Source organism: Streptomyces virginiae (assembly GCF_040638905.1).
GTDB lineage: Bacteria > Actinomycetota > Actinomycetes > Streptomycetales > Streptomycetaceae > Streptomyces > Streptomyces virginiae_B.
On the sequence record NZ_JBEZYV010000014.1, the window covers coordinates 101,818 to 124,012 of the forward strand.

Sequence of the window (22,195 nt, forward strand, 5' to 3'; positions counted from 1 at the left end):
CTCACCAGGCCAGGTCCTCCAGCGCGTCCAGGTCCAGCGGCGCCGGCGGCTGCGGCTCCGCACTCCCGGTCAGCGGCAGCTCGGCCCAGATGACCTTCCCGCGGTCGGTGTAGCGGGTACCCCACCGCTCCGCGTACTGCGCGACGAGGAACAGCCCGCGCCCGCCCTCGTCGGTGGTGGCCGCGTACCGCAGGTGCGGAGAGGTGCTGCTGCCGTCGGAAACCTCGCAGATCAGGCTCCGGTCGCGGATCAGGCGGACCCCGACGGGCGCGCTGCCGTACCGGATCGCATTGGTGACCAGCTCGCTCAGGATCAGCTCCGCGGTGAAGGCGGTGTCCCGCAGGCCCCACTCGACGAGCTGCGCCGAGCCGGCGTTGCGCACCCACGAGACGGCGGAGTGCTCGAGGGGCACCTCCCATTCGGCGATCCGGTCCGCCTCCAGCCGCCGGGTGTCCGCGATCAGCAGGGCGATGTCGTCGCTCGGCACCGGGAACAGCATCGTGGCCAGGACGTCCGAGCAGGCCTGGTCGGGGCTGCGGCCCGGCCGCGACAGCGTCTCGGCGAGCAGGTGCAGCCCGGTGTCGAAGTCCCGGTCGCGGTCCTCCACCAGGCCGTCGGTGAACAGTACGAGCCGGCTCCCCTCCGGCAGCTGGAACTCGACCGCCTCGAAGGGCATCCCGCCCACGCCGAGCGGGATCCCGGCCGGCATCTCGGGGAACTCCACCCGGCCGTCGGGGCGGATCAGCGCGGGCCCGGGGTGCCCGGCGCTCGCCATCCGGCACCGCCCGGAGACCGGATCGTAGACCGCGTAGAGACAGGTGGCGCCGGTGACGGAGGACGTGCGCTCGGCCGTACCGTCGGGCCCCGCGTCCTCCCCGTCCGCTCCGCTCCCCTCCCCGTCGGCGCTGCCGTCCCCGTTCCCGGCGACCCCGGCCTCGTCCTGGTCGATCCGGTTGATCAGCTCGTCCAGGTGCCCGAGGAGCTCGTCGGGCGGCAGGTCCAGGGTGGAGAAATTGTGGACCGCCGTGCGCAGCCGCCCCATGGTGGCCGCCGCGTGCACCCCGTGCCCGACGACATCGCCCACGACCAGCGCCACCCGGGCGCCCGGCAGCTGGATCACGTCGAACCAGTCGCCTCCCACCCCCGCCTTCGCCGGCAGGTAGCGGTAGGCCACGTCCACGGCGCTCTGGTCGGGCAGCACCCGGGGCAGGAGGCTGCGCTGGAGCGTCACGGCCATCGCGTGCTCGCGGGTGAAGCGGCGGGCGTTGTCGATGGAGACGGCCGCCCGCGCACCCAGCTCCTCCGCGAAGGACAGGTCCTCCCCGTCGAAGGGCTCGGGGGTGTCGGCGCGCCAGAAGTTGGCCATGCCCAGGACCACCCCGCGGGCCTGCAGGGGTACGGAGATCAACGAGTGCAGTCCGTATTCGAGGGCCACGCGGGTGCCCTGGGAGTCCTGGGCCCGCCAGCCCATGGCCGCGTTCAGGTCGGCCGCGAGCACCGCGTGCCCGGCGTCCAGGGCCGCCGCCATCGGGGCCGTGGGCACTTCGAACCGGATGAGGTCGCCGACCGGCTGGAGCGGCGAATCGGGGCGGATTCCGGTGATGGCGGCACGGCGCATCTCCGTGTACACACCGCCACGGGAGGGCTCGTCGCCGCGCAGTACGGGCTCCAGCAGCTCCACCGTCACGAAGTCCGCGAAGCGCGGCACGGCCACCTCCGACAGCTCCTCGGCGGTCCGCGCGACGTCCAGCGTGGTGCCGATCCGCACGCCCGCGTCGTACAGCAGCTGGAGGCGGCTGCGGGCGACCTCGGCCCGGCCGGACAGCGAGGCGAGCTCGGTCGTGTCGCGCAGGGTCACCACACGGCCGGCCGGCCGCCCCGCGTAGGCCACCGTGGGCCGGACGTTGACCGCGAGCAGCCGGTCGCCCGCCAGGTGCACGTGGTCGGTCACGACCCGGCCCGAGGCGAGCAGCTCGGTGGTGCGGGGGTCGAGTCCGAGGCCGCCGACGTGGCGCTCCTCGGCGTCCTGCGGCAGGTCGAGCAGCCGTCGGGCCTCGTCGTTGGCCAGGATGAGCCGCTGGTCGTTGCCGATGATGAGCACGCCCTCGCGGACGGCGTGCAGAACGGCCTCGTGGTGTTCGTTCATCCGGGTCATCTCGGCGGCGCCCAGGCCGCGGGTCTGGTGCAGCAGCCGCCGGCTGACCAGGGCGGCGCCGACCGTGCCGAGCAGCAGACCGCCCGCCGTGGCGCCCACGAGCAGCGGGAGCTGTCCCTCCACCGCGTGGGAGACGTTCTCCACCTCGATGCCGGTGCCGACCAGGCCGATGACCTCGCCGTCCGCGTTCCGCACGGGCACCACCGCCCGGACGGCGTCGCTCGGCTGCCCCTTGAACACCTGGGTGAAGGACTCCCCGGCGACGGCCCGGGAGACGTCCGAGGCCCGTTGCCCGATCAGCTCGGGCCGGGAGTCGGTGTAGCGGACCCCGCGGAGGTCCATCACCGCGATGAAGTCCAGGCCCGAGGCCCTGCGGGCGGCTTCGGCCAGCGGCTGGAGCGCGGCCGTCGGATCGCGCGACATCAGCGCCTGGGGGAGTCCGGGGGCGTGCGCGAAGGCCTCGGCGGCGGCGAGCGAGCGGTTGCGGGCGTCGCGCTGGCTGTCGTAACGGGCCTGGTAGACCAGGGCCAGCGCGGCGGCGGTGATCAGCAGCAGCACGATCACCGCCTGGAGGGCGAAGACCTGACCGGCGACACTGTGCGCCCCCCGGGACAGGCGCGCTGACATGCGCGAACCCCACCCGGTCGGCTGTCGACCAAAACGTCCGGTCATGAGCCCTTTCTAACACTGTCCCGGGGTTTGGGCGTGGGCTACCGGACCTCCCCGTGCCCCCGCACCGAACGCCCGAGGCCCGGCCCCCGGGCGGGGGGCCGGGCCTCGCGCGAGGCGCGGGGCCCGGGGCCTCCGCCCCGGTGGGTCAGAGGACGTCGGCGGCGATGGCGGCGGCGACCTGCTCCAGGAGGGGACCCGCGTTCGGGATGGACTTGGCCGGGTCGGGCTCCAGATCCGTCAGCGGGTACGCCTTGCGGATACCGGCCGCCTCCAGGGCCTCTTGGTCCAGCAGCAGCCGGCCGCAGACCGCGACCACCGGCTTGCCCGCCGCCCGCGCCGCCGCCGCGACGCCCGCGGGGGCCTTGCCGTGCAGGGTCTGCTCGTCCAGGGAGCCCTCGCCGGTGATGACGAGCGTGGCCCGCTCCAGCGCCGGCGCGAAGCCCAGTACCTCCAGCATCAGCTCGATGCCGGGCCGGAAGCTCGCGCCCAGCAGCAGTGCGCCGTAGCCGATGCCGCCCGCACCGCCCGCGCCCGGGGACGCGGCGAGCTCGGCGGCCTTCGGCCCGATCGCCTTCTCCAGCACCTGCGCGTAGTGCGCCAGCGCCGCGTCGAGCGCCGCCACGTCCTCGGGCGAAGCGCCCTTCTGCGGGCCGTAGACGGCCGCGCAGCCCTTCGGGCCGGTCAGCGGGTTGTCCACGTCGCTGGCCAGGACGAAGTCGACCTCCGCGAAGCGGGGGTCCACGCCCGACAGGTCGGCCGAGGCCAGGTCGGCCAGCGCACCGCCGCCCGGACCGACCGGTTCGCCGTTCGCATCCAGGAACACCGCGCCGAGCGCCGCCAGCATCCCGGCACCGCCGTCCGTGGTGGCGCTGCCGCCGACGCCGAAGACGATCGAGCGGGCGCCCGCGTCCAGCGCGGCCTTGAGGACTTCGCCCGAGCCGTACGTGGTCGCCGTCAGCGGGGCGAAGCTGCCCGCCGGCAGCAGCTGGAGGCCCGAGGCCTCCGCCATCTCGACCACAGCGGTGTCCCCGCGCAGCGCGAAGGCGGCCGTGACCTGGTCACCGAGCGGTCCGGTGACCCGTACCTCCCGGCGTTCGAAACCGGCCGCCACGGCGGCCGCGACCGTGCCGTCGCCGCCGTCCGCGACGGGGAGGGTCTCGATCTCCACGCCCGGTACGGCCCTGCGCAGGCCGGCCGTCACCCGCTCCGCGACCTGAACGGCCGTGAGCGAGCCCTTGAATTTATCCGCGGCGATGAGCACGCGCGCGGCCTCAGTTACTGCTCCGTCCGTCACCTTGCTATCCCTTGCTATCGAACAGTGCAGTCGCGCCGCCATGAGCTTATCCGGAGGATCCTCCTATGCCCATGAGTGGCCTGGGCCACACCCGGCGCGCCATGCGCCTAAATACGGATATGAGCCCGCATAGTGTGGCCGCATGAGCGCCGCATCACTGGAACAGCCGCGTCCGGACACCCCGGGCGGCGGCCCCGGCGGTCGCGTGGACGCGCCCCCGACCACACCGTCGTCACCGTCGGCGTGATCGCCGTGCCGGCCGGCGTCGCCTGGGCGGCCCTCGCCGGAGACTCCTTCGGCGCCGCGTCGAGCACCGTGCCGGCGTAACCCTGAACAACTGCGCCCGGCCGTACGTGATCGCCGCCGACGTCTTCCTCGTCATGTGCGCCGTCCTCGCCATCAGCCGCTTCGACCCGATCCGCCTCGGCGGCACCGGCCCCGGGGCGGGCGTCTGACCGGCGGCACCTCGGTAGGGTGGCCGGGTGACCACCACGGATGACTACGCCACGTACATCGCGAGCCTGCCCCGGGTGCTGGCCGGCGCGGCCGCCCTCTACCGGGACGCCGAGGGCCGGGTCCTGCTCGTCGAGCCCAACTACCGCGAGGGCTGGGCCCTGCCGGGCGGCACCATCGAGTCGGACGGGGGCGAGTCGCCGCGCACCGCCGCCCGCCGCGAGAGCGCCGAGGAGATCGGCATCGACGTCCCCCTCGGCCGCCTCCTCGCCGTGGACTGGACGATCGGCCCCGACCGGCCGCCGCTCGTCGCGTACCTCTACGACGGGGGCGTGCTCGACGAGGCCTCCCTGGCCTCGATCAGGCTCCAGGAGGAGGAACTGGTCTCGTGGCGGCTCGTCGACCCCGCCGAACTCGCCACCTATCTGCCCGGATCGCTCGGACCGCGCGTCCAGGAGGCCTACCGGGTCCTCCAGTCGGGTGAGGGCACCGTGGAACTGGAGAACGGCCGGCGCCCGGTCACCCCGTAGACACTCGGCAGACACCGGCCTACTTCGACCAGGACAGAATCAAGCGATGATCACGATGTACGCCTGGCCCAGCACGGCCGACGGGCCGGACGCCCTGCCGATGGTCCACTTCACGACCGACGAGCAGGCCGGCGGCGAGGTCACCCCCGACGGGACGCCGGTGTGGCTCTTCGACACCGCGATACGCGAGGGCGGCTGGGCCCGGTTCGCCGACTTCGAGGGGTGGTCCACGCCCGCCGCCGACTGGCGGGCCCTCTACCGCCGCGAGGACGACTTCCTCGCCGTCACCGGCCCCGGCGCCTGCCAGGGCTGGTACGAGGGCAACCTCGGCGCCGACGCCGAATGGGTGGCGGCGGCCGCCGCGCAGCAAGGCGTGGTGCTGCTCGCCGCCCCCGTGCAGCACCCGTCGCTCTACGGCTACGCCGTGGAGGCCGGCGCCGCCTTCGCCCTGCTCGTCCCGCTCCTCGTGGTCTGACCCGCGATCAGACCAGGAGTTTGGCCTTGGCGCGGTCGAACTCCTCCTGGGTGATGTCGCCCTTGTCCTTGAGGACGGAGAGCTTGTGCAGCTCGTCCGCCGAACCGCCACCGGGGCCGGCCGCCTGCTGGACGTACTGCTTGAAGGCCGCCTGGTTCTCCTGCATCTGCTTCACATCCCGCTCGGTCATGCTCTTCCCCCGGGCGATGAGGTACACGAACACGCCGAGGAACGGCAGGATCAGCACGAAGATCAGCCAGCCGGCCTTGCCCCAGCCGCTCAGCGTGTGGTCACGGAAGATGTCCGTGATGATCTTGAAGAGCAGGAAGAACCACATGATCCACAGGAACAGCCACAGCATCGTCCAGAAGAGGTTCAGAAGCGGATAGTCGTCCATGCCCGGCTCCGATCGCGTCGCGGTACCTCTTTCATACAGGTGGTCCCGTATGTCCGCATTCGGAGCCGGTCCGCCGGTCGACGCCTAAGAGCGTGAAGCGGACTCGAAGGCCAGCAGCTGGACCTTGCGCTCCACCCCGCCGCCGTAGCCGGTCATGCTGCCGGACGCACCGATCACCCGGTGGCACGGCACGATGATCCCGACCGGGTTCTTCCCGTTGGCCAGGCCCACCGCCCGCGAGGCGTTCGGCTTTCCCAGCTTCGCCGCCAGCTTCCCGTACGACCACGTCTCGCCGTACGGGATCCGTACCAGCTGGTCCCAGACGCTGCGCTGGAAATCGGTGCCCTCCAGACGCAGCGGGAGGTCGAACGCGGTCAGCTCCCCGGCGAAGTACGCGGCCAACTGTCGCACCACTTCGGGGAACGGCTCCTCCGAGGCGGCCACCCGCTCACCGAAGGACTCCTCGGCCGGCCGGTGGCGCTGCCCGGTCATGTAGAGGCCGCTCAGGACGCCGTCGGCGGCGACCAGGGTGAGCGGACCGTAAGGGCTGTCGACGACGGTGTGCTGCTTGACGTTCACGGATGCTCCTCAGACGGGCAGGTGGTTGACGGGGTGGGAGTCCGTGGCCCACAGGTACTGGACGGCGTACGCGCGCCAGGGCCGCCAGCCGGCGGCCCGGGCCGTCAGCGCCGACGGGGTGGACGGCAGACCGAGCCCCTGCGCCGCGCGCCGCACGCCGAGATCGGACGGCAGGAACGCGTCCGGGTCGCCGAGCGCCCGCATCGCGATCACCTCGGTGGTCCACGGACCGAAACCGGGCAGCGCCGAAAGCTGCGCGCGGGCCGCCTCCCAGTCGCTGTCGAAGCCGAGCGGCAGCGAACCGTCGGCCAGCGCCGAGACCAGGCCGGTGAGCGTGGCCCGCCGGCTGCGGGGCAGTGCCAGCGACTCCGGGTCGAGCCCGGCCAGCGCCTGCGGCGAGGGGAAGAGGTGCGTCAGGCCGCCCAGCGGGTCCTCCACGCGTTCGCCGTGCGCCGTGACCAGCCGGCCGGCGTGCGTGCGCGCCGCCGCCGTGGACACCTGCTGGCCCAGCACGGCCCGTACGGCGAACTCCGCCGCGTCGGCCGTACGGGGGACCCGGCGCCCGGGGGCCTTGTCCACGAGCGGAGCCAGCAGCGGGTCGGAGCGCAGCTGCTCATCGACGGCCTCGGGATCGGCATCGAGGTCGAGCATCCAGCGGCACCGGCTGATGGCGATCGTCAGGTCGCGCAGGTCGGTGAGGGCGAGGCGGCAGCCGATGTGGTCGGGCTGCGGGGTCAGGGTGACCACGCCGGTGCCGTGGGGGAGGCGCAGGGTGCGGCGGTAGGCGCCGTCGCGCCACTCCTCGACGCCGGGCACCGCGGTCGCGGCGAGGTGACCGAAGAGGTTGTCGGGGTTCAGGGGCGTGCGGAACGGCAGGCGCAGGCTGATCGTGCCCGGGATCCGGGGCGGGGCGTTCCTGTTGCGGCCGGCCTTGACCGACCGGTTGCGCAGCTCGCTCGGGGACAGGGCGAAGACCTCGCGGACGGTGTCGTTGAAGGTGCGGATGGAGGCGAAGCCGGCGGCGAAGGCCACGTCGGCCATCGGCAGCTCGGAGGTCTCGATGAGCAGCCGGGCCGTCTGGGCGCGTTGGGCCCTGGCCAGGGCCAGGGGGCCGGCTCCGAGCTCGGCGTTGAGCTGGCGCTCGACCTGGCGGGTGGAGTACCCGAGGCGGGCGGCGAGACCGGGGACGCCTTCGCGGTCCACGACCCCGTCCTGGATCAGGCGCATCGCCCGGGCGACGGCGTCGGCGCGGGCGTTCCACTCGGGGGAACCGGGGCTGGTGTCGGGCCGGCACCGCTTGCACGCGCGGAACCCGGCCTGCTGGCAGGCGGCGGCGCTGGGCAGGAAGGTCATGTTCTCGACCTTCGGGGGTACGGCGGGGCAGCTGGGCCGGCAGTAGATCCGGGTGGTCAGGACGGCGGTGAAGAACCAGCCGTCGAAGCGGGCGTCCTTCGACTGCACGGCCCTTACGCAGCGCTCGGTGTCGGTGTGCATGGCTCCATGATTCTGGGCGGGACCGACGGGGGCTGGCGGTTTTCCGACATCAAGCGTAGCCCTGGCCGGGGGCTCGGCGGGGGCTCGGCGGGGGCTCGGCGGGGGTTCGGCGGGGGCCGGTGGGGTGGGGCGGGGCCGTGGCCGGCGGCGGGGCGGGGGCCGTCCGGGGTAGGCATGATTTATGGCCCCCCGGGGAGCCGGAAGGTGCTCAGCGGTACGGGCCACAAATCACGTTTCACACCCCGGACGCCCCCCGCCCCACCACCGGCCACGGCCCCGCCCCACCGGGTGGTGAGAAGGGGCCCCGGCCCCCGACACGGCCCCGGCCCCGGCCCGGCCCCGCCCTCGGACACGCAGAAGGCCCCGGATGCCATGGGCATCCGGGGCCTTCTCGTGCATGTCGGGCTAGCGCAGCGACGTCGCCCGGGCTTCGCGGCGGTTGTGGCGGAAGGTGTTGGCCCTCCGCGTCGTCGCGAACAGCGGAATGGTCGCCGCCATCGCGATCTGCAGGGCGCAGCCGGTCTGGAGCAGCAGCTGACCGCCCGGGGCGTCGAACGCCCAGGCCGCCAGCAGCCCCATCGCGCTGATGATCCAGCAGAGCATCGCCACCGCGAGGACACCCCGCGGCTTGGGGTACTCGACGCGGCTCACCATCAGCCACGCCACCCCGATGATCGCCAGCAGCGTCGGGATGAACGGCAGCTCCAGCAGCACGATCGAGACGACCGTCAGGGCGCCGAAGGGGCTCGGCATGCCCTGGAACATGCCGTCCTTCATCGTCACGCAGCTGAATCTCGCGAGCCGGAGCACCACGGCGAGGAGCACCACGATCGCGGCCAGCGCCGACATCTTCTGGTCCGCGTCGACGGCGACCATGCCGTAGACCAGGACGAAGTAGGCCGGGGCCAGGCCGAAGCTGATCAGGTCCGACAGGTTGTCCAGCTCGGCGCCCATCGGGGAGCTGCGCAGTTTGCGGGCCACGATGCCGTCGAAGAGGTCGAAGACCGCGGCGAGCAGCATCAGTATCACCGCCGTGGCGGCGCTGTTGCGGGCCATGCCCGTCTCGCCGCTCCCGGTGAGGTGCGGGATGAGGATTCCGGTGGTGGTGAAGTACACCGCCATGAATCCGCACGTCGCGTTGCCGAGGGTGAGGGTGTCCGCTATCGACAGCCGCAGCGAGAGTGGCATGTCGTCCTCGGCGGACTCCTCCTCGGCGGACTCGGGCACCCAGCCGGTGGCCGGAGTCTCAGGGTCAGTCACGGTCAATTCGTGTCACCCCCGCGGTGGTGGCCTGACCGACCTCGACCGCGACCTCGACGCCCTCCGGGAGGTAGATGTCGACGCGGGAGCCGAAGCGGATCAGACCGATGCGTTCGCCCTGCTCCACCTTGGTGCCGGCCGACAGGTACGGGACGATGCGCCGGGCGACGGCGCCGGCGATCTGCACCATCTCGATGTCACCGAGCTCGGTGTCGAAGTGCCAGACAACGCGCTCGTTGTTCTCGCTCTCCTTGTTGAAGGCCGGGACGAATCCGCCGGGGATGTGCTCCACGGACGTCACCGTGCCCGCGAGGGGCGCGCGGTTGACGTGGACGTTGAGCGGGCTCATGAAGATCGCGACCCGGGTGCGTCCGTCCTTCCACGGCATGATGCTCTGCACCACACCGTCGGCGGGCGAGATGACACGGCCCTGAGCGATCTCACGCTCGGGGTCACGGAAGAACCACAGCATGCCCGCGGCGAGCGCGGTTGCGGGCACGGCCACAGCGGCCCAGCGCCCGGACTTGCGGGCCCGGGTGAGGCTGAGCGCCGCGGTGGCGACGGTCGGCAGAAGCCACGGCGATGCTCCGCGGGCGAGACGTACGCCGAGTCGGCTGTCGCGGGGTGCAGAGGTTTGGCTGTGGGGCATGGATGACCTTCGTAGCGGGTGATTGCCGCGCCGCAAACAGGGGGACGGGACGGCGGCTTTACTGGAATGCTATCGGTTGCGCGCAACAACTGGGCAAGCCAGAAGCCGAGTCGATGACCGTCGGCCAGTGACTGGTAGTGACCTTGTGGCGACGGACCCGGGGAGGATCCGCCGCAAAAGGGACTTTCAGCCCTGGAGCCGGTACTCCTCGAGCAGGCGTCGCCCGATGATCATTTTCTGGATCTCGGCGGTACCTTCACCGATCAGCAGCATCGGAGCCTCGCGGTAGAGGCGCTCGATCTCGTACTCCTTCGAGAATCCGTATCCACCGTGGATGCGGAAGGCGTCCTCCACCACCTCCTTGCAGTACTCGGAGGCGAGGTACTTCGCCATCCCTGCTTCGAGGTCGTTTCGTTCCCCGGAGTCCTTTTTGCGTGCTGCGTTCACCATCATCGCATGAGCGGCTTCGACCTTGGTAGCCATCTCGGCCAGCTTGAACTGGATGGCCTGGTGTTCGGCGATCGCCTTGCCGAAAGTGTGACGTTGCTGGGCATACGAGACACCCAGTTCGAAAGCACGCTGTGCGACGCCGCAGCCACGCGCCGCCACGTTGACGCGGCCGACCTCGACGCCGTCCATCATTTGGTAAAACCCTCGGCCGGTCTGGCCGCCGAGGACGCGATTGGCCGGAATGCGCAGTCCGTCCATGATGAGCTCGGTCGTGTCGACGCCCTTGTAGCCCATCTTGTCGATCTTGCCCGGGATGGTGAGGCCGGGGCGGACCTCACCGAAGCCGGGCTCCTTCTCCACGAGGAAGGTCGTCATCGACTTGTGGGGCGCGGTGCCCTCGGGGTGTCCTTCGTCACTTCGCACGAGAACGGCCACCAGGGTGGAGCTGCCGCCGTTCGTCAGCCACATTTTCTGGCCGTTGAGGACGTACTCGTCGCCGTCCTTCACCGCCTTGGAGCTGATGGCCGAGACGTCGGAGCCCAGCGCCGGCTCGGACATCGAGAACGCGCCGCGCACCTCGCCAAGGGCCATGCGCGGGAGGAAGTGGTCCTTCTGCTCCTGCGTGCCGTGCTGCTTGAGCATGTACGCCACGATGAAGTGCGTGTTGATGATGCCCGAGACGGACATCCAGCCCCGCGCGATCTCCTCCACGCACAGGGCGTAGGTGAGGAGCGACTCACCCAGGCCGCCGTACTCCTCCGGGATCATCAGCCCGAAGAGGCCGAGCTCCTTGAGACCGTCGACGATCTGCTGCGGGTACTCGTCGCGGTGCTCCAGCTCGGTGGCGACCGGGATGATCTCCTTGTCGACGAACTCGCGGACGGTCTTGAGGATCTCCCGCTGGACGTCGGTCAGCCCGGCGGTCTGGGCGAGTCGGGCCATGGCTACTTCTCCTGGGTCTTCAGCTGGGGGCGGCCGGGCTGCTCGCCGCCGCGCTCCTTGATGTACGTCTCGGTGGGGACCATCACCTTGCGCCGGAAGACGCAGACGAGGGTGCCGTCCTGCTTGTAGCCCTTGGTCTCGACGTAGACGATGCCGCGGTCGTTCTTGGACTTCGACGGGGTCTTGTCGAGGACCGTGGTCTCGCCGTAGATCGTGTCGCCGTGGAAGGTCGGCGCCACGTGCCGCAGGGACTCGATCTCCAGGTTGGCGATGGCCTTCCCGGAGACGTCCGGCACGGACATGCCGAGCAGCAGCGAGTAGATGTAGTTGCCCACGACCACGTTCTTGCCGAAATCGGTGGTGTTCTCGGCGTAGTTCGCGTCCATGTGGAGCGGGTGGTGGTTCATGGTCAGCAGACAGAAGAGGTGGTCGTCGTACTCGGTGACCGTCTTCCCGGGCCAGTGCTTGTAGACCGCCCCGACCTCGAACTCTTCGTACGTGCGTCCGAACTGCATGGTGGTCTGTCCTTGTCAGCTGGTGGGAATCTCGAACTTGGTGGTGCGCTGCATGCCGGCGGCCCGGCCCTTGCCCGCGATGACCAGGGCCATCTTGCGGCTGGCCTCGTCGATCATCTCGTCGCCGAGCATCGCGGAGCCCTTCTTGCCGCCGGCCTCCGAGGTGCACCAGTCGTACGCGTCGAGGATCAGCTCGGCGTGGTCGTAGTCCTCCTGGGACGGGGAGAAGACCTCGTTGGCCGCGTCGACCTGGCCGGGGTGCAGCACCCACTTGCCGTCGAAGCCCAGCGCCGCCGCCCGGCCGGCCACCTCGCGGTAGGCGTCCACGTCGCGGATCTGGAGGAAGGGGCCGTCGATGGCCTGGAGGTTGTGCGTACGGGCGGCCATCAGGATCCGCATGAGGATGTAGTGGTAGGCGTCCGCCGGGTAGCCGGGCGGCTGCATGCCCACGACCAGGGACTTCATGTTGATCGAGGCCATGAAGTCGGCCGGGCCGAAGATGATGGTCTCCAGCCGGGGGGAGGCGGCGGCGATCTCGTCGACGTTCACCAGGCCCTTGGCGTTCTCGATCTGCGCCTCGATGCCGATCTTGCCGACCTCGAAGCCCATCGTCTTCTCGATCTGCGTGAGCAGCAGGTCCAGGGCGACGACCTGCTGGGCGTCCTGGACCTTCGGCAGCATGATGCAGTCGAGGTTCTGGCCCGCGCCCTCGACGACCGTGATGACGTCGCGGTAGGTCCAGTGGGTGGTCCAGTCGTTGACGCGCACGACGCGGGTCTTGCCGGTCCAGTCGCCGTTGTTCAGAGCGTCCACGATCGTGTGGCGGGCGCCTTCCTTGGCGAGCGGCGCGCAGGCGTCCTCCAGGTCCAGGAAGACCTGGTCGGCCGGCAGGCCCTGGGCCTTCTCCAGGAACCGCGGGTTCGAGCCGGGCACCGCGAGGCAGGAGCGGCGCGGGCGAAGGCGGTTCACCGGGTGGACTGGCGTGGTCATGCGGGGACCTCCGTGCTTGCAATGGGTGCGGCGTTGTCGAGTGGGTCGAGCTTGTTGGCCTTGCGGATCTCGTCGACGATACGGCCGATGATCTCCGTGATGCCGAAGTCCTTCGGCGTGAAGACGGCGGCGACACCCGCGGCCTTGAGCGCGACGGCGTCGGCGTTCGGAATGATGCCTCCGACGATGACGGGGATGTCACCCGCCCCCGCCGTGCGCAGCCGTTCCAGGACGTCCGGGACGAGGGCGCTGTGCGATCCGGACAGGATGGACAGTCCCACGCAGTGCACGTCCTCGGCCAGCGCGGCGGAGGAGATCTCCTCGGGCGTCAGCCTGATGCCCTGGTAGACCACCTCGAAGCCGGCGTCGCGGGCCCGGACGGCGATCTGCTCGGCCCCGTTGGAGTGTCCGTCCAGACCGGGCTTGCCGACCAGCAGGCGCAGCCGGCCGGAGCCGAGCTCGTCGGCCGTGCGGGCCACCTTCTCGCGGACCTCGTGCATCGGCGTGCCCGGCTCGGCGGTCACGGCGACGGGGGCCGAGGAGACCCCGGTCGGTGCGCGGAACTCGCCGAACACCTCGCGCAGCGCGCCCGCCCACTCGCCGGTGGTGACACCGGCCCGGGCGCACTCCAGCGTGGCCTCCATGAGGTTCTCGGTGCCCGCCGCGGCCTCCTTGAGGCGCTCCAGCGCCTGCTGGGTGGTGGGGAAGACGAACGGGTCGCCGTTCCCCTGGCGGTCCGAGGACTCCTGGCGCTCGGCGCGCCAGCGGCCGATCCGCTCGACGGTGACGGCCTCGACGGCCGCGTCCACCGTCATGATCGCGCCGTCGAGGTCGGCCGTGAGCGGGTTGGGCTCGGTCTGCTCGAAGCAGTTCACGCCGACGATCTTGTCCTCGCCGGCCTCGATCCGCGCGCGCCGCTCGGCGTGCGAGGAGACCAGCTGGGCCTTGAGGTACCCGGACTCGACGGCGGCCATCGCGCCGCCCATCTCCTGGATCCGGTCGATCTCGGCCAGGCAGTCGGCGACCAGGGAGTCGACTTTGGCCTCGATGACGTGGGATCCGGCGAAGATGTCGTCGTACTCCAGCAGGTCGCTCTCGTGGGCGAGGACCTGCTGGATGCGCAGCGACCACTGCTGGTCCCAGGGCCGGGGCAGGCCCAGCGCCTCGTTCCAGGCGGGCAGCTGCACCGCGCGGGCGCGGGCGTCCTTGGAGAGGGTGACCGCGAGCATCTCCAGCACGATGCGCTGGACGTTGTTCTCCGGCTGCGCCTCGGTCAGTCCCAGGGAGTTGACCTGGACGCCGTAACGGAAGCGGCGCTGCTTCGCGTTCTCGATGCCGTAGCGCTCCTTGGTGACCTTGTCCCAGATGCGGCCGAAGGCGCGCATCTTGCACATCTCCTCGATGAAGCGGACGCCCGCGTTCACGAAGAAGGAGATACGGGCGACCACCTCGCCGAAGCGTTCCTCGGGGACCTGCCCCGAGTCGCGCACCGAGTCCAGGACGGCGATCGCCGTGGACATCGCGTACGAGATCTCCTGGACCGGTGTGGCCCCGGCCTCCTGCAGGTGGTAGCTGCAGATGTTGATCGGGTTCCACTTCGGGATGTGGTTGACCGTGTACGCGATCATGTCCGTCGTCAGCCGCAGGGACGGCCCCGGCGGGAACACGTGCGTCCCGCGCGAGAGGTATTCCTTGACGATGTCGTTCTGGGTGGTGCCCTGGAGCTGGGCGATGTCCGCGCCCTGCTCCTCGGCGGCCACCTGGTAGAGCGCCAGCAGCCACATGGCGGTGGCGTTGATCGTCATCGAGGTGTTCATCTGTTCCAGGGGTATGTCCTGGAACAGCCGCCGCATGTCGCCCAGATGGGAGACCGGGACCCCGACCCGGCCCACTTCGCCGCGGGCGAGGATGTGGTCGGGGTCGTAGCCGGTCTGCGTCGGCAGGTCGAACGCGACCGACAGGCCGGTCTGGCCCTTGGCGAGGTTGCGGCGGTACAGCTCGTTGGACGCCTCGGCCGTGGAGTGGCCGGCGTACGTCCGCATGAGCCACGGACGGTCCTTCTGGCGCTCTGTCATCTCAGGCTGTCCCTTAGGCCTTTGAACGGTCTCAGACGTTGCGGAAGCGGTTGATGGCGTCGAGGTGCTCGGCGCGCATCTCGTGGTCGCGGACGCCCAGGCCCTCCTCGGGCGCCAGCGCGAGGACGCCGACCTTGCCCTGGTGGAGGTTGCGGTGGACGTCGTAGGCGGCCTGGCCGGTCTCCTCCAGGGAGTAGACCTTCGACAGCGTGGGGTGGATCTTGCCCTTGGCGATCAGGCGGTTGGCCTCCCACGCCTCGCGGTAGTTGGCGAAGTGCGAGCCGACGATCTTCTTGAGCGACATCCACAGGTACCGGTTGTCGTACTGGTGCATGTAGCCGGAGGTCGAGGCGCAGGTGGTGATGGTGCCGCCCTTGCGGGTGACGTAGACCGAGGCGCCGAAGGTCTCGCGGCCCGGGTGCTCGAAGACGATGTCGATGTCCTCGCCGCCGGTCAGCTCGCGGATCTTCGAGCCGAAGCGCTTCCACTCGCGCGGGTCCTGGGTGTTCTCGTCCTTCCAGAACTTGTAGCCCTCGGCGTTGCGGTCGATGACCGCGGTGGCGCCCATGGACCGGCAGATGTCGGCCTTCTCGGGGGAGGAGACGACGCAGATCGGGTTGGCGCCGCCGGCCAGGGCGAACTGGGTGGCGTAGCTGCCGAGGCCGCCGCTGGCGCCCCAGATCAGGACGTTGTCGCCCTGCTTCATGCCGGCGCCGTTGCGGGAGACCAGCTGGCGGTAGGCGGTGGAGTTGACCAGGCCGGGGGAGGCGGCCTCCTCCCAGCTGAGGTGGTCGGGCTTCGGCATCAGCTGGTTCGACTTGACCAGGGCGATCTCCGCCAGGCCGCCGAAGTTGGTTTCGAAGCCCCAGATGCGCTGCTCGGGGTCGAGCATCGTGTCGTTGTGGCCGTCGGAGGACTCCAGCTCGACGGAGAGGCAGTGCGCGACGACCTCGTCGCCCGGGTTCCAGGCGTTGACGCCGGGGCCGGTGCGCAGGACGACGCCCGCGAGGTCGGAGCCGATGACGTGGTACGGGAGGTCGTGGCGCTTGGTGAGCTCCGACAGGCGCCCGTAGCGCTCCAGGAAGCTGAAGGTGGAGACGGGCTCGAAGATCGAGGTCCACACCGAGTTGTAGTTGACCGAGGAGGCCATGACGGCCACCAGGGCCTCGCCCGGGCCCAGCTCGGGGAGCGGGACGTGGTCCAGGTGCAGGGACTTGCGCGGGTCCTTCTCGCGCGTGGTGAGCCCCGCGAACATCTCCGCCTCGTCCTTGTGCACGGTGATCGCGCGGTAGGAGTCGGGCAGCGGCAGGGCGGCGAAGTCTGCTGCGGTGGCGGACTGCGACTGAATCGCGTCCAGGATGTCCTTCACGGTGAGCCTCCGGCTAGCGCTGATGAGGGTGCGCTGAGGTGAACGGGGTGCGGGTGCGGTGTGCCGTCGGTCCGGCTGTGCTGTGGTGCTGGGCGCCGCCCGTGGTGGGGCGTGCGGGTGCCTGGTGACGCAGGCGTCCGGGGCGCGTTCCGTGCCGTGTGGGCGTGGGTCGCGGGGACATCCGGACGAGATTCAACGTATGGCACCCCGTGTCACCCGGCAAGGCACCGCGTGCCAAAACTTTCTCTCATTTGCCTATTGACCTGCGCAGATGAGCGATGATCGATCAGAGTTACCGCCGAGTAGGGGCAAGCCGGACAGTCGAGTAGGGCAAGCCGGACATACGTGAGCGGCCGCCCCCGGTTCGGGGGCGGCCGCTGTGACGAGCATCGCTTCCTGTGGCGCTACCTCGGGCGCAGTGCCTCTTCGATGGTCCGCATGACCTCGTCCAGGGGCGCGTCGGTGCGGGCCACGGCCACCAGCACCTCGCCCTCGGTGCGGACGGCCGCCGGAGCGGACGGCGCGGGGCTCAGGGACCGGCCCGCGCCGATCCCCGTGCCGAAGGTCTTGCGGACGATCGAGAAGGCGTGGTCCAGCTGCGCCTCGACGTCACCCTGCCCGCCGGCCCGCAGCCAGCGCCGCAGCACGTGGTTGTGGGCCGTGACCACCGCAGAGGCCGCCACCTCGGCCAGCAGCGGATCGTCGTTGCCGTCGTGGTGGTCGGTCTCGTCGAAGTGCGCCAGCAGGTAGCGCGTGAAGAGCCGCTCGTACCGGGCCACGGAGGCGATCTCCCGCTCCCGCAGCGCCGGCACCTCGCGGGTGAGCCGGTAGCGCTCCACCGACACCGCGGGCGAGGCGGCGTACATCTTCATGACTTCCTTGATCCCGCGGCACACCGTGTCGAGCGGGTGCTCGTGCGCCGGGGCGACGTCGAGGACCGCCTCGGCGCGGATCAGGGTGTCGTCGTGGTCCGGGAAGATCGCCTCTTCCTTCGACCGGAAGTGCCGGAAGAAGGTCCGCCGCGCGACTCCGGCCGTCGCGGCGATCTCGTCGACCGTCGTCGCCTCGTACCCCTTGGTGGCGAACAGCTCCATGGCCGCGGTGGCGAGCTCGCGGCGCATCTTGAGCCGCTGGGCGGCAGCCCGGGTGCCGGCCGAGCTCTCCGGGGCGTCGGGGGCCGAGGAGGCGCGGGGCGAGGTCTTGGCGGGCTGGGACATAGAGCGAAAGTACTTCATTCGCGCTGGGGAGCGCGCCTGAGGGGGGTGGGAGAGGGGTGGATGCGGGGGAGAGCCCGCACTGGGCTCGGGAGGGTCAGTCCGCCGTGAGGGTCCGGCGGACCCGAGCAGCCCTCCCCACGCATCCGGCTCGTGGCCCGCTCGGTTACCGCCGGGCGTACTCACGGAATCCGCGGCCGGTCTTCCGGCCCAGGCAGCCCGCCGCCACCAGGTGCTCCAGCAGCGGGGACGGGGCCAGGCCCGGGTCGCGGAACTCCTTGTGGAGGACCTTCTCGATGGCCAGCGAGACGTCGAGGCCGACCACGTCGAGCAGCTCGAACGGTCCCATCGGGTAGCCGCCGCCCAGCTTCATCGCCGCGTCGATCTGGTCGAGGCTCGCGTAGTGCTCCTCGACCATCTTGATCGCGTTGTTGAGGTACGGGAACAGCAGCGCGTTCACGATGAAGCCGGCCCGGTCCCCGCAGTCCACGGGGTGCTTGCGCACCTTCACGCAGATCTCGCGGACCGTGGCGTGCACGTCGTCGGCCGTCAGGACGGTCCGGACCACCTCGACCAGCTTCATCGCCGGGGCCGGGTTGAAGAAGTGCATGCCGATCACGTCCTGCGGACGCGAGGTCACCCGCGCCACCGCGATCACCGGCAGCGACGAGGTGGTGGTGGCCAGCACCGCACCCGGCTTGCAGACCTTGTCCAGCGCCGCGAACAGCTCCTGCTTGACCGCCAGGTCCTCGGCGACCGCCTCCACCGCCAGGTCCACCTCGGCGAAGGCCTCCAGCGACCCGGCCGGGGTGATCCGGCCCAGGGTCTCGTCCGCCGCCTCCTGCGTCAGCCTGCCCTTGGACACCGCACGGCCCAAGGACTTGCCGATGGCGGCCTTGGCGGCCTCCGCCTTCTCCTGGCTGCGCGCCGCCAGGACCACCTCGAACCCGGACTGGGCGAAGACCTGCGCGATGCCGCTCGCCATGGTGCCGGAGCCGGCCACGCCGACCGAGCTCACCGGGCGGCCCGCGCCCAGCAGGGACCCGTCCAGCGGGGTCTGCAGGTCGCGCACTATCACCGAGCTGCCGGGAGCCTCGTACGTGTAGAAGCCGCGCCCGGACTTCTGCCCGGCCAGCCCGGCCTCCGCCAGCTGCCCCAGGATCGGGGCCGGGGCGTGCAGCCGGTCCCCGGACGAGGCGTACATGGCCTCCAGGACCGTGCGGGCCGTGTCCACGCCGATCAGGTCGAGCAGCGCCAGCGGCCCCATGGGCAGGCCGCAGCCGAGCCGCATCGCCGCGTCGATGTCCTCGCGGGAGGCGTACTTCGCCTCGTACATGGCGGCGGCCTGGTTGAGGTAGCCGAAGAGCAGGCCGTCCGCGACGAAACCGGGCCGGTCGCCGACGGCAACGGGCTCCTTTCCGAGCTCGCGGGCCAGCTCCGTGACCGCCTCCACGGCCGTCGGGGCGGTCAGGACGCAGGAGACGACCTCGACCAGCTTCATCGCCGGGACCGGGTTGAAGAAGTGCAGGCCCAGCACGCGCTCGGGGCGCTGGGACTCGGCGGCGAGCCGCGTCACCGACAGGGCGTTGGTGCCCGTGGCCAGGATCGTTTCGGGCCGCACGACCGCGTCGAGCTCGCGGAAGACCTGCTGCTTGACCTCGTACGACTCCGGCACGACCTCGATGACGAGGTCGGCCTCGGCCGCGGCGGCCAGGTCGGAGAAGGTGCGGAAGCGGGCCAGGACGTCCGCGCGCTCCTGCTCGGTGAGGCGCTCCCGGGCGACGGAACGCGCCGTGGCCGCGGCGAGGGAGGCCGAGGCCCGGCGGGCGGCGGCCTCGCTGATGTCGATGCCGATGACCTCGCGGCCGGCCCGGGCGAGGACCTCGGCGATGCCGGTGCCCATCGTGCCGAGGCCGACGACGGCGATGGTCTGGAGGGTGGGCTGACTGGACTGACGGTCCATCGAGGGACTCCAGTGGAAGAGGGTGACGACTGAGGGAGCGCGCGGCGCACGGCGCGCGCGGATGCCGTACGGAGAGCCGTGCGGTGAGGAGCCCGGGGCAGGAGCGGCCCGGACGGGAACCCGGCGGGGAAGAGCCCCGGGGGCGGAAGCGGCACGACCCTGTCCCGGGGTCATACCGTGCATGCGAAGACGAACCGACCGGCACGAGGCGGCTGCGTCACCAGGCCGCCCTCGTACGTGTTGAAACGACAGTAACTCGCCGGTAACTCGTGCGCCAGAGCGCGGAGATGTGACCTGTACCGCCGAAATGTACCGATCATCGATCATCGATCAACCGGGGCCGGCCATCTCCGCGAACCCTGGCGTGGCGACGGCCCCGCACCCCTAGGGTGGGCCGGGTGAACGACGTGCTGGAGCGCCTGCGGGCGGAGGCGGGCGGGTCGCCCGAGTACGAGGTGCTGCTCGCGTCCGGCCCCGACGCGCTGGCGGCCTCCCTGGCCTCCGCCGGGCTGCCCCTGTGGGCCCGCGAGCTGGCCGCGTACCGGCTCGGCCTCGCCGGGGATAGGCGCGCCTTCGAGTCCCTCGTGCTGCTCCTCAACCACCGCGACCCGCCCCGCTGCGCGGCCGCCGCCGAGGCCCTGGCCGTCCTGGACGACCCGCGCACCGCCCGCGCCGCCGCGGCCCTCGCCACCAACGGGCTGCGCACGGCCTACGCCCTCCAGCCCGTCCGGCTGCTCACCGCCCTGCGCGCCCCCGAGTCCGTACCGGCCCTGCTCACCACCCTGTCGCGGCTGCTGTCCCCGAACGACCCCTACTGGCGGGTGGCCCTCGCCTGCGTCGAGGGCCTGGGCGCCCTCGCCGACCCCCGCGCCCGCGAACTCCTCACCCGAGCCCAGTCCCACCCCCGCCTGGCGGTGGCGGCGACGACCGCGCTGCGCGCCCTGCCTCCCGGCTAGGCCGTCCCCTTACGGGGCGATCGCGCAGGCCTCCACCTCCAGCGGGGGCTCGGGACGGACCAGGGCCGCGCCCGCCCGGTGAGGATCAGCTGCGGAAGCCCAGCAGGCCGTGCAGGGCCGCGCCGCCCGCCGAGGGGGGTACGGCCCGGGTCGCCGCCGTCGGCTGCGGGGCCGCCTGCGCGGGGCAGGTGGCGTCCGCGGCCTGCCCGGTCCTCAGGTAGGCCGACACCTTCTCGTCCAGGCACTTGTTCCCGCTCAATGCGATGCCGTGGTTGCCGCCGCCCTCCTCGACCACCAGGGCCGAGCCCGACAGCTTCTCCCGCATGCTGACCGCCCCGTCGAAGGGGGTAGCCGCGTCGTCCGTCGCCTGCAGGAGCAGGGCGGGCGGCAGATCCGCGTTGGTCACGTCCGGCGCCCGCAGCGGCTCCGTCGGCCAGAACGCGCACGGCGCGTTGTACCAGGCGTTGTTCCAGGTCATGAACGGCGCCTTGGCGTGCGTGCGCCACATGTCCGCGCGCCACTCGTTCCAGTCCCGGGGCCAGGCCGAGTCCCGGCACTGGACCGCGGTGTAGACGCTGTAGCTGTTGCCCGCCGAGGGCTCCACCGCGCCGAACCGCTCGTACGCCGCCACCAGGGGCTTGGGGTCCTTCTTCACCGTGTACGCCGCGAAGGCCTCGGCGAGGCTGGGCCAGTAGCCGTTGTAGTAGCCGCCCGGCATGTAGGTGTCCTCCAGCTCCGCCGGGCCCACCTTGCCGCCGGCCGGGCTCCGGCGCAGCGCCTGCCGCATCGCGTACCAGCGGGTCTCGACCGCCGCCGGGTCGGTGCCGAGCCGGTAGGTGGCGTCGTGCTGCGCCACCCAGGCCAGGAACGCCTTGTGGCGGGCGTCGAAGGCGAGGTCCTGGGAGAGGTTGTCCTCGTACCAGACGCCGTTCGGGTCGACGACGGAGTCCAGCACGAGCCGGTGCACCCGGCCCGGGTGGAGCTTGGCGTACACGGCGCCCAGGTAGGTCCCGTAGGAGTAGCCGAAGTAGCTGATCCGCTCCGCGCCGAGGGCGGTGCGCAGCACCTCGATGTCGCGGGCCGCGGAGACGGTGCCGATGTGGGGCAGTACGTCCGCGTGCTTGGCGCCGCAGGACTCGGCGAAGGCCCGTACGCGCTCCAGGTTGGCCCGCTCGGTGGCCTCGTCCTGCGGTACGGAGTCGGGCCGCACGGGGGTGAAGTGCCCGGGCCCGCAGTCGAGGGCCGGCTCGCTCTTGCCGACCCCGCGGGGGTCGAAGCCGATCACGTCGTACTGCGCGGCGACGTCCTTGGGCAGGGCGGAGGCGACGAACCCCGCGAGTGCGCGTCCGCTGCCGCCCGGACCGCCGGGGTTGACGAGCAGGGGGCCCTGGGAGGTCTTGGCGGTGTGGGGGACCCGGGTCAGCGCGAGCGTGATCGTCCGGTCTGCCGGCCGGCCGTGGTCGAGCGGCACCTTGAGGGACGCGCACTGGAGCGTCGGGTAGCGCGGGGTCGCGCAACCGGTCCAGCGCAGCGCGGCCTGCGCGGCCGTCTCGGCCGGGGCGGGCGCGGCCGGGGCGGCCGTCACCGGACTCGCGAGGGCGGCGGCGACGGTGGAGATCGCCAGCAGGACGGCGGCGCGCTTCTTCAAGGGGTGGAGCATGGGGCCTCCCAGCCGAGTGTTCTGGGCGGAATCGTCCCGGAAACCACGCCTGGAAGACGGGATTGGAAGGGCCATTGGCCCGATGTGATGACCGTTCAGGGCG

18 protein-coding genes are annotated in these 22,195 nt (G+C 71.5%); 3 read left to right on the forward strand and 15 right to left on the reverse strand.

The features are described from left to right. Window position 1: 1 nt before the first annotated feature. Both AB0F82_RS21055 and AB0F82_RS21060 read right to left on the reverse strand, forming a co-directional pair. Entirely contained in the window at window positions 2–2,827 is a 2,826-nt protein-coding gene (locus AB0F82_RS21055; RefSeq protein WP_436842123.1) for a SpoIIE family protein phosphatase, read from the reverse strand. Between the two features lie 145 nt (window positions 2,828–2,972). Next, a complete protein-coding gene (locus AB0F82_RS21060; protein ID WP_362629892.1) occupies window positions 2,973–4,121 on the reverse strand; it encodes a glycerate kinase in 1,149 nt (382 codons plus the stop codon). Between the two features lie 482 nt (window positions 4,122–4,603). Here AB0F82_RS21060 and AB0F82_RS21065 point away from each other — a divergent pair, with 482 nt between their 5' ends. Continuing rightward, window positions 4,604–5,104 carry an NUDIX hydrolase gene (locus AB0F82_RS21065; protein WP_362629895.1) on the forward strand — a complete coding sequence of 167 codons (501 nt, stop codon included), beginning with the start codon at window positions 4,604–4,606 and terminating at the stop codon, window positions 5,102–5,104. Window positions 5,105–5,150: 46 nt separating this feature from the next. Continuing rightward, a complete protein-coding gene (locus AB0F82_RS21070) occupies window positions 5,151–5,579 on the forward strand; it encodes a hypothetical protein (RefSeq protein WP_362629898.1) in 429 nt (142 codons plus the stop codon). Between the two features lie 7 nt (window positions 5,580–5,586). On the opposite strand, the gene AB0F82_RS21075 is transcribed toward AB0F82_RS21070, so the two are convergent. From AB0F82_RS21075 to AB0F82_RS21130, 12 genes are all read right to left on the reverse strand, one after another. Then, window positions 5,587–5,976: an SHOCT domain-containing protein gene (locus AB0F82_RS21075; RefSeq protein WP_362629901.1), complete on the reverse strand. Its 390-nt coding sequence runs from the start codon at window positions 5,974–5,976 to the stop codon at window positions 5,587–5,589. An 84-nt stretch (window positions 5,977–6,060) separates the two neighbouring features. Then, window positions 6,061–6,555 (reverse strand): methylated-DNA--[protein]-cysteine S-methyltransferase, encoded by a 495-nt coding sequence (locus AB0F82_RS21080; protein WP_356811154.1) that lies wholly within the window; start codon window positions 6,553–6,555, stop codon window positions 6,061–6,063. A gap of 9 nt (window positions 6,556–6,564) precedes the next feature. Next, window positions 6,565–8,049, reverse strand: coding sequence for an AlkA N-terminal domain-containing protein (locus AB0F82_RS21085; RefSeq protein ID WP_362629905.1), 1,485 nt, complete (start codon window positions 8,047–8,049; stop codon window positions 6,565–6,567). 405 nt (window positions 8,050–8,454) lie between these two features. Further along, window positions 8,455–9,315, reverse strand: coding sequence for a CDP-diacylglycerol--serine O-phosphatidyltransferase (gene pssA / locus AB0F82_RS21090; RefSeq protein WP_376506802.1), 861 nt, complete (start codon window positions 9,313–9,315; stop codon window positions 8,455–8,457). Then, the gene (locus AB0F82_RS21095) at window positions 9,302–9,958 is read right to left on the reverse strand and encodes a phosphatidylserine decarboxylase (protein ID WP_362629908.1); all 657 of its coding nucleotides are present in this window, start codon (window positions 9,956–9,958) and stop codon (window positions 9,302–9,304) included. Before AB0F82_RS21095 ends, pssA begins: the two co-directional genes overlap by 14 nt. Before the next feature lie 186 nt (window positions 9,959–10,144). After that, window positions 10,145–11,350: an acyl-CoA dehydrogenase family protein gene (locus AB0F82_RS21100; protein ID WP_030027413.1), complete on the reverse strand. Its 1,206-nt coding sequence runs from the start codon at window positions 11,348–11,350 to the stop codon at window positions 10,145–10,147. 2 nt (window positions 11,351–11,352) lie between these two features. Further along, a complete protein-coding gene (locus AB0F82_RS21105) occupies window positions 11,353–11,865 on the reverse strand; it encodes a MaoC family dehydratase (RefSeq protein WP_030027414.1) in 513 nt (170 codons plus the stop codon). A 15-nt stretch (window positions 11,866–11,880) separates the two neighbouring features. Further along, complete coding sequence (locus tag AB0F82_RS21110; protein WP_356811157.1) at window positions 11,881–12,855, reverse strand: HpcH/HpaI aldolase/citrate lyase family protein; 975 nt, start codon at window positions 12,853–12,855, stop codon at window positions 11,881–11,883. Continuing rightward, a complete protein-coding gene (locus AB0F82_RS21115) occupies window positions 12,852–14,930 on the reverse strand; it encodes a protein meaA (protein WP_362629912.1) in 2,079 nt (692 codons plus the stop codon). Before AB0F82_RS21115 ends, AB0F82_RS21110 begins: the two co-directional genes overlap by 4 nt. Before the next feature lie 31 nt (window positions 14,931–14,961). Further along, window positions 14,962–16,299 (reverse strand): crotonyl-CoA carboxylase/reductase, encoded by a 1,338-nt coding sequence (ccrA, locus tag AB0F82_RS21120; protein WP_030825492.1) that lies wholly within the window; start codon window positions 16,297–16,299, stop codon window positions 14,962–14,964. A gap of 404 nt (window positions 16,300–16,703) precedes the next feature. Further along, entirely contained in the window at window positions 16,704–17,516 is an 813-nt protein-coding gene (locus AB0F82_RS21125; RefSeq protein ID WP_362629917.1) for a TetR family transcriptional regulator, read from the reverse strand. Window positions 17,517–17,679: 163 nt separating this feature from the next. Continuing rightward, complete coding sequence (locus AB0F82_RS21130) at window positions 17,680–19,476, reverse strand: 3-hydroxyacyl-CoA dehydrogenase family protein (RefSeq protein WP_362629919.1); 1,797 nt, start codon at window positions 19,474–19,476, stop codon at window positions 17,680–17,682. A 398-nt stretch (window positions 19,477–19,874) separates the two neighbouring features. Here AB0F82_RS21130 and AB0F82_RS21135 point away from each other — a divergent pair, with 398 nt between their 5' ends. Then, window positions 19,875–20,432 (forward strand): adenylosuccinate lyase, encoded by a 558-nt coding sequence (locus AB0F82_RS21135; protein ID WP_356811161.1) that lies wholly within the window; start codon window positions 19,875–19,877, stop codon window positions 20,430–20,432. An 85-nt stretch (window positions 20,433–20,517) separates the two neighbouring features. Here the strand turns inward: AB0F82_RS21135 and AB0F82_RS21140 are convergent, their stop codons facing one another. After that, window positions 20,518–22,092: an alpha/beta hydrolase gene (locus AB0F82_RS21140; RefSeq protein WP_362629923.1), complete on the reverse strand. Its 1,575-nt coding sequence runs from the start codon at window positions 22,090–22,092 to the stop codon at window positions 20,518–20,520. Window positions 22,093–22,195 lie beyond the last annotated feature (103 nt).

Bases quoted from the DNA above. Each gene is read 5' to 3' on its own strand.
- AB0F82_RS21055 (WP_436842123.1), bottom strand. From the start codon at position 2,827: ATGACCGGACGTTTTGGTCGACAGCCGACCGGGTGGGGTTCGCGCATG.
- AB0F82_RS21070 (WP_362629898.1), top strand. From the start codon at position 5,151: ATGATCACGATGTACGCCTGGCCCAGCACGGCCGACGGGCCGGACGCC.
- AB0F82_RS21075 (WP_362629901.1), bottom strand. From the start codon at position 5,976: ATGGACGACTATCCGCTTCTGAACCTCTTCTGGACGATGCTGTGGCTG.
- AB0F82_RS21085 (WP_362629905.1), bottom strand. From the start codon at position 8,049: ATGCACACCGACACCGAGCGCTGCGTAAGGGCCGTGCAGTCGAAGGAC.
- AB0F82_RS21095 (WP_362629908.1), bottom strand. From the start codon at position 9,958: ATGCCCCACAGCCAAACCTCTGCACCCCGCGACAGCCGACTCGGCGTA.
- AB0F82_RS21100 (WP_030027413.1), bottom strand. From the start codon at position 11,350: ATGGCCCGACTCGCCCAGACCGCCGGGCTGACCGACGTCCAGCGGGAG.
- AB0F82_RS21105 (WP_030027414.1), bottom strand. From the start codon at position 11,865: ATGCAGTTCGGACGCACGTACGAAGAGTTCGAGGTCGGGGCGGTCTAC.
- AB0F82_RS21110 (WP_356811157.1), bottom strand. From the start codon at position 12,855: ATGACCACGCCAGTCCACCCGGTGAACCGCCTTCGCCCGCGCCGCTCC.
- AB0F82_RS21115 (WP_362629912.1), bottom strand. From the start codon at position 14,930: ATGACAGAGCGCCAGAAGGACCGTCCGTGGCTCATGCGGACGTACGCC.
- AB0F82_RS21125 (WP_362629917.1), bottom strand. From the start codon at position 17,516: ATGTCCCAGCCCGCCAAGACCTCGCCCCGCGCCTCCTCGGCCCCCGAC.
- AB0F82_RS21130 (WP_362629919.1), bottom strand. From the start codon at position 19,476: ATGGACCGTCAGTCCAGTCAGCCCACCCTCCAGACCATCGCCGTCGTC.
- AB0F82_RS21140 (WP_362629923.1), bottom strand. From the start codon at position 22,092: ATGCTCCACCCCTTGAAGAAGCGCGCCGCCGTCCTGCTGGCGATCTCC.